6 protein-coding genes are annotated in these 5035 nt (G+C 39.7%); 4 read left to right on the top strand and 2 right to left on the bottom strand.

Annotation, left to right across the window (positions count from 1 at the left end):
* Positions 1-135 precede the first annotated feature (135 nt).
* The gene (locus Q0081_RS09225; protein WP_298351809.1) at positions 136-1221 is read right to left on the bottom strand and encodes a hypothetical protein; all 1086 of its coding nucleotides are present in this window, start codon (positions 1219-1221) and stop codon (positions 136-138) included.
* Positions 1222-1550: 329 nt separating this feature from the next.
* Here Q0081_RS09225 and Q0081_RS09220 point away from each other — a divergent pair, with 329 nt between their 5' ends.
* From Q0081_RS09220 to Q0081_RS09205, 4 genes are read left to right on the top strand one after another with little or no spacing between them, the layout of a single operon-like run.
* Complete coding sequence (locus tag Q0081_RS09220) at positions 1551-2129, top strand: RNA polymerase sigma factor (protein ID WP_298351807.1); 579 nt, start codon at positions 1551-1553, stop codon at positions 2127-2129.
* Positions 2122-2772 (top strand): hypothetical protein, encoded by a 651-nt coding sequence (locus tag Q0081_RS09215; RefSeq protein ID WP_298351805.1) that lies wholly within the window; start codon positions 2122-2124, stop codon positions 2770-2772. Before Q0081_RS09220 ends, Q0081_RS09215 begins: the two co-directional genes overlap by 8 nt.
* 57 nt (positions 2773-2829) lie before the next feature.
* Complete coding sequence (locus tag Q0081_RS09210; RefSeq protein ID WP_298351803.1) at positions 2830-4137, top strand: ATP/GTP-binding protein; 1308 nt, start codon at positions 2830-2832, stop codon at positions 4135-4137.
* Complete coding sequence (locus tag Q0081_RS09205) at positions 4134-4880, top strand: RloB family protein (protein ID WP_298351800.1); 747 nt, start codon at positions 4134-4136, stop codon at positions 4878-4880. Before Q0081_RS09210 ends, Q0081_RS09205 begins: the two co-directional genes overlap by 4 nt.
* A 3-nt stretch (positions 4881-4883) precedes the next feature.
* Here the strand turns inward: Q0081_RS09205 and Q0081_RS31835 are convergent, their stop codons facing one another.
* Positions 4884-5021, bottom strand: a complete 138-nt coding sequence (locus Q0081_RS31835) for a CHAT domain-containing protein (protein ID WP_409034053.1) — start codon at positions 5019-5021, stop codon at positions 4884-4886.
* Positions 5022-5035: the final 14 nt, after the last annotated feature.

Below are 5035 nucleotides of genomic sequence, written 5' to 3'. Positions count from 1 at the left end.
GCACAGAAACGGATTCAAAAGATTGTCGAAGACCTATTTGAAGAACAGGATAAAGTCATCGCATTAACCTGTTTCCCTTATTTGACAAATACGACATAGTAATATGGATTTAGTATAAGTTTAAAAAGTTAGAAATTAAGCGTTTACTTCATTCAGACTCACATTGTTTTTGTAAATATGCTGCTGATAAAACTTGCGTAAAATAGTATCGCACTCATTTTTGAGGTAAGTATTATCGTTCACTTTATTGAGATAGATGAGCCACCCGTCATAAAAGTTAGTGATGCGCTGTTCAAGGTCAGACATACTTAGGGCAATTTGCTCACGCAATTTTTTCAAGCGCTCAATCTCTTTTCTCAACTTATTGATACCACCCTCGTGGGAAATCAGTAATGCTTTTAAATCTTGTACTTGATTCACTAAGGCCAAGCGTTTTTCTTTACAGATTTCTATTTTCATCTTAGCAATTTTCTCCACATCTTTTTTACCGTATTCTTCTTTGATTTGATGCAAAATCACACTCCATCCCAAACAAGTACAGTAACCCATCACCAGAACCATGTAAAAGACCGCGCTTGTATAAAAGTGATAGTTAGGCTCGTCAAGTCCCATCATTACTTTTACCTCATGACTTTTGTTTTCGACAAAATAAGCCAACAACGCATCAGCTAATAAGATGAAAAGTAAAGTACCAAGCATCTTAATGACTTGGACTTGCCATTTACCGGGTTCATAGGCTACGTGCAGCACAATCCCAAATACAAAAAAGATAATCGGCGCAAACCAGTGTAAGTTGAATTCTGTAAAGGCTTTTTTGGCAAAAATAGCAGCTAACACCGATGCAATACCGTTGCTCCCTGCCTGCTGTACCTCATTTACGACATCCCGAAAAAATCCCGAGTAAACCGCCGAAACGTAAAACAAATAGAGGAAAATCGTTGCAGGGATAAAAACCAACCAGTATAAATTGAGATTAAATTTGTTGAGGTGATTCGGATTTTGGGAATGATTGATTACCTCCAATTTAATGTTGTTCACTTCATCATCCAAGAAATCAATGGTGTTCTGGATTTTTGGAATATCGGTTTCGTTGACTTTACGAATCTCCATTTGTAAGTTTTCGGCTTGCTGGTCAATCTCTCCAATTTGAGCATCAATCCGTTGTTGTTCCTTGAGTTGGCGTTCTTCATTGGCATTTTCATCGATAATATAGCCGTTCAAAATCTGGTTGAATAAGTTTTCGAGTGCTTTGGCATCGGCTTCATGGTGACCCGCTTTCTTGAAACCGTAGTCACGCAGGTTAACCTTGACTACCTGCTTCTTTGTCTCAGTTAAGTTGGGTAATTCATTTGGGAATTCTGGTAAGTGATCATTGTTTTCTGTGCTCGAAAGTTTGTTTTTGAGGGTGTCTAAAAATTCCAGCTGCTTTATTGTTTAAGTTTGTAGTTTTCGTTTTACACCCATTTATAGCCTGCTGAGAAAAAAGTAACCCTTCGATTGAAAAAAATATTTATTTTGTGGTTACCTATTACCTTATTTGCTATCAATCAATGACTAAAGTTCTGAATCTATCTGCCACCGACGACAGCAGTATCGTAAATCGGCTTCGTGGAGGCGAGGACCAGGCATTGAATATCGTTTATCGAAAGTGCCGTGACTATTGCATCAATTTTATGATTAACAACGGGGCAGATACTGAGAAGGCAGCAGATTTATTTCAGGATGCCGTGATCGTATTTTATGAGAAAGTAAGAAATAAGGATTTTGAGCTCAAAAGCAGCATCCAAACGTATCTAAACTCAATTTGTCGGAATCAGTGGCTTACGCACCTGCGCGACAACAAAGAAGTTTTTGTAAAAGACCCTGAAACGTTTGAGTACCTGAATAACCTTACCGATTGGTTTGATGAATACGAAGACGAACGCCAATCACGTATCAATAAAATCACCGCTGCACTCCAACAAATGGAAGCCGCTGGCGGAAATTGCAAAGAACTATTACTATTATTTTTTTATGAGAAGAAAAACATGGAAGAAATAGCGGCGCATTTTGGCTACACCAATGCCGACAATGCCAAAGCGCAAAAATATAAATGCCAAGAACGGCTCAAAAAAATGGTAAATGCCTAACAATATGGAAGATTTTGAAAAAGATATAGAAGCGGCGTTTCGGCAAGCCAAACGTCAAGAACTCAAAGCAATGCTTCAACAAACGGAGCACGAGATAGTTGAGAAAAAAGAAACTATTATTAAACCAATGTTTCGTTGGTGGCAATACGCCGCTGCTGCCTGTGTGGTTTTGGGAATAGGGTTTGCAGTTTATAGATTGAATCTTGCTCCATTAAACCCATATCACGCAAGCGAACAAGCGGTTGTTCCAAAATTGGACGAACCAAAAACGCCTAAAAAAGACAATTCCCCACAAACAAAACCTACCGAAAATCCAATAGCACCTCAGTCATTCACTTTTGATATTAAAGAAAGTCAGTCTTTAGGTTTTGGCAACGACCAAAAGAAAAAATTACAAGGCGACTTTATAAAGGATAAATCACTGGACAAAGGAATCATCTCCTACAAGTTGTCGGAAGGTAAACTCACTCTGCAAGCCAATCAACTCCCTAAAATTCAATCAGTAATTAGTTATAATGATACCCTATACCTAAAAATAAACAACCGATTTTATAAACTGATTGAAAACAAGTATTTGAAAAGACTGAAATCTGAGTCCGACCCTGTAGTAATTCAGGAGCTAAAAAAAATTGATTTTGAATGACAGTATAACAATAAATCTATTTTTTGCGTTATTTTTGTAAATAATAGATTTATTGTTATGATAATTCAATTTTCTGTCAAAAATTATAAATCATTTCGGGACAAAGCCAAATTGAATTTTTTGGCTTCCCGCTATGACAAAGACCTCGAAAACAATCTCGTTGAAATTCCTCAATTTCAGCTGAAGGTAGTAAAATCGGCTGTTTTTTACGGGGCAAATGCCGCAGGAAAAAGCAAACTCATGGATGCCATGAGTTTTATGCGACATTTTATGCTACGATCTTCAGCAGATATGCAGTCTAAAGACAAAATCTCTATCGTTCCGTTCCGATTGAATCCTGCGTCGGAACAAAGCCCTTCCGAGTTTGAAATTATCTTTCTGCACGAAGGCGAATTGTTTCGCTACGGATTTGAAGTAACGCAGGAAAAAGTGGTTTCGGAGTGGCTCTTTCATCGCCCAAAAACCAAAGAGATTGAACTATTTTTTCGGGATGAACAAAACTTTGAAGCTGTTCACTCGAAATTGTTTCGGATTGGAGCAAGGTTGGTTAAAGACGGCATGGTTCGACAGAATGCTCTACTCCTTTCGGTGGCAGCTCAATTCAACGACCCTTTGGCCTTACGAATATTTGATTGGCTGTCTAAGTTCAACGTCATTTCAGGCTTGCAAGAAGAAGGGTACGAAGGTTTTACCATAGGAAGGGTAATGAATAATGATGGCAAAAATGTCATTTTAGACTTTTTGAATGCTGCTGATTTAGGAATAAATGATGTAAAAATTCTCAAGATAGAGCAGGAATCTGATTTACCAGATGCCATGCCAGGCCGTTTGAAAGAACTACTCATTCAGAAAATGAGAGAAAACGACGGACATATCTTAGGTGGCATGAAAACCCTACACCATAAATATGATGTTAACGGCAACCAGGTAGGCACGGCGGAGTTTGAAATGGAGGAAGAATCGTCGGGGACCCAGAAATATTTTGCCCTTTCGGGCCCCATTATTGAAACTTTGCAATCGGGCGATACGCTCGTCGTAGATGAACTGGAATCTAAACTTCACCCCAATTTAGTCGCTAAAATTGTGGAATTGTTTCAGTCTCCCAAAACCAATCCGCACAATGCGCAATTGATTTTTAATACCCATGACATCAACTTGTTAAGTAGTGGATTCTTGCGCCGTGACCAAATTTGGTTTGTGCAAAAAGACCGCTACGGAGCGTCGTCAGTGTATTCGTTGGCTGATTTCAAAACGGATCAGGTACGCAAAGAGGACAATTTTGAGAAAAACTACGTCAACGGCAAATACGGAGCTGTACCCTATTTGGAAGACTTTGAAGAAGCACTGACCGCCGCCGTACAATGAGTAAGCAAGCCAAAGAACATCAGGTACGACAGGCGCACAAAGAAAAGTTACGCTCTGCCAAACGGGCCAAACGAAATGAGGCCCCTGTCTTGGAGCGCGACGCGCCAATAAGGCCTCTTCTTAGGCAGTTTTTGATTGTTTCCGAAGGAGTAAATACCGAGGTGTCTTATTTTCAGCAATTTAGACTGCCCAATGTGAAGGTTGTACCTATTGGAACGGGTTACAACACCATTTCATTGGTTGAAAAAGCCATAGAATTGGCCGCTGAACCTAAATACGCAGGTTTTGAAGTATGGTGTATGTTTGACAAAGACAGCTTTCCCAACGAACGCTTCAATGAAGCCGTCCGACTCGCTATACAGCATTTTGGGCGGGTGGCCTACTCTAATCAATCTTTTGAGTATTGGCTTATACTGCATTTTGAAGACCATCAAGGCGGCGCAATGGACAGAACACTTTATGACCCCAAAATTAATCAATATCTTACACTACATAAACTTTTTTATGACGGAAGCGGAAGTAAAAAAGTGAGCAAAGATTTCTTTGAGTCGATGTTGGTCACAGACCCAAAAAACGGCAAATCACGCCAAGTCAACGCCATAACCCGAGCCCAAAATATTTTCAAACAACACACGCACCAAAGCCCCGCCATTGAAGAATCTTCTACAACGGTTTTTCAACTGATTGAGGCAATCAATGGTAAAGAAGATAAGGAAATTGAGGGAATGCCGTGGAAAATATAAACCCTACTCCACCAAGACAAAGGCAGCCCAGTTGACGGGGGCAGCATATTGCGGCATTTTTCTGACGGTGAGTTGGGCTTGTTTGAGGGCTTCGTGCTTGTTCATGCCTTTAGTGAGCCAATTTTCGTAAAAAGCTTCCATCAGAATTTTGGTAG

The sequence above is a fragment of the Runella sp. genome (assembly GCF_027484545.1).
In the GTDB taxonomy this organism is placed as follows: Bacteria; Bacteroidota; Bacteroidia; order Cytophagales; family Spirosomataceae; genus Runella.
Note: the sequence above shows the minus strand (reverse complement) of the source record. Positions and strands in the feature narration are given on the sequence as shown.

Excerpts from the sequence above, each read along its gene's own strand:
- Q0081_RS09220 (WP_298351807.1), top strand. The coding sequence starts at position 1,551 with ATGACTAAAGTTCTGAATCTATCTGCCACCGACGACAGCAGTATCGTA.
- Q0081_RS09215 (WP_298351805.1), top strand. The coding sequence starts at position 2,122 with ATGCCTAACAATATGGAAGATTTTGAAAAAGATATAGAAGCGGCGTTT.
- Q0081_RS09210 (WP_298351803.1), top strand. The coding sequence starts at position 2,830 with ATGATAATTCAATTTTCTGTCAAAAATTATAAATCATTTCGGGACAAA.
- Q0081_RS09205 (WP_298351800.1), top strand. The coding sequence starts at position 4,134 with ATGAGTAAGCAAGCCAAAGAACATCAGGTACGACAGGCGCACAAAGAA.
- Q0081_RS31835 (WP_409034053.1), bottom strand. The coding sequence starts at position 5,021 with ATGGAAGCTTTTTACGAAAATTGGCTCACTAAAGGCATGAACAAGCAC.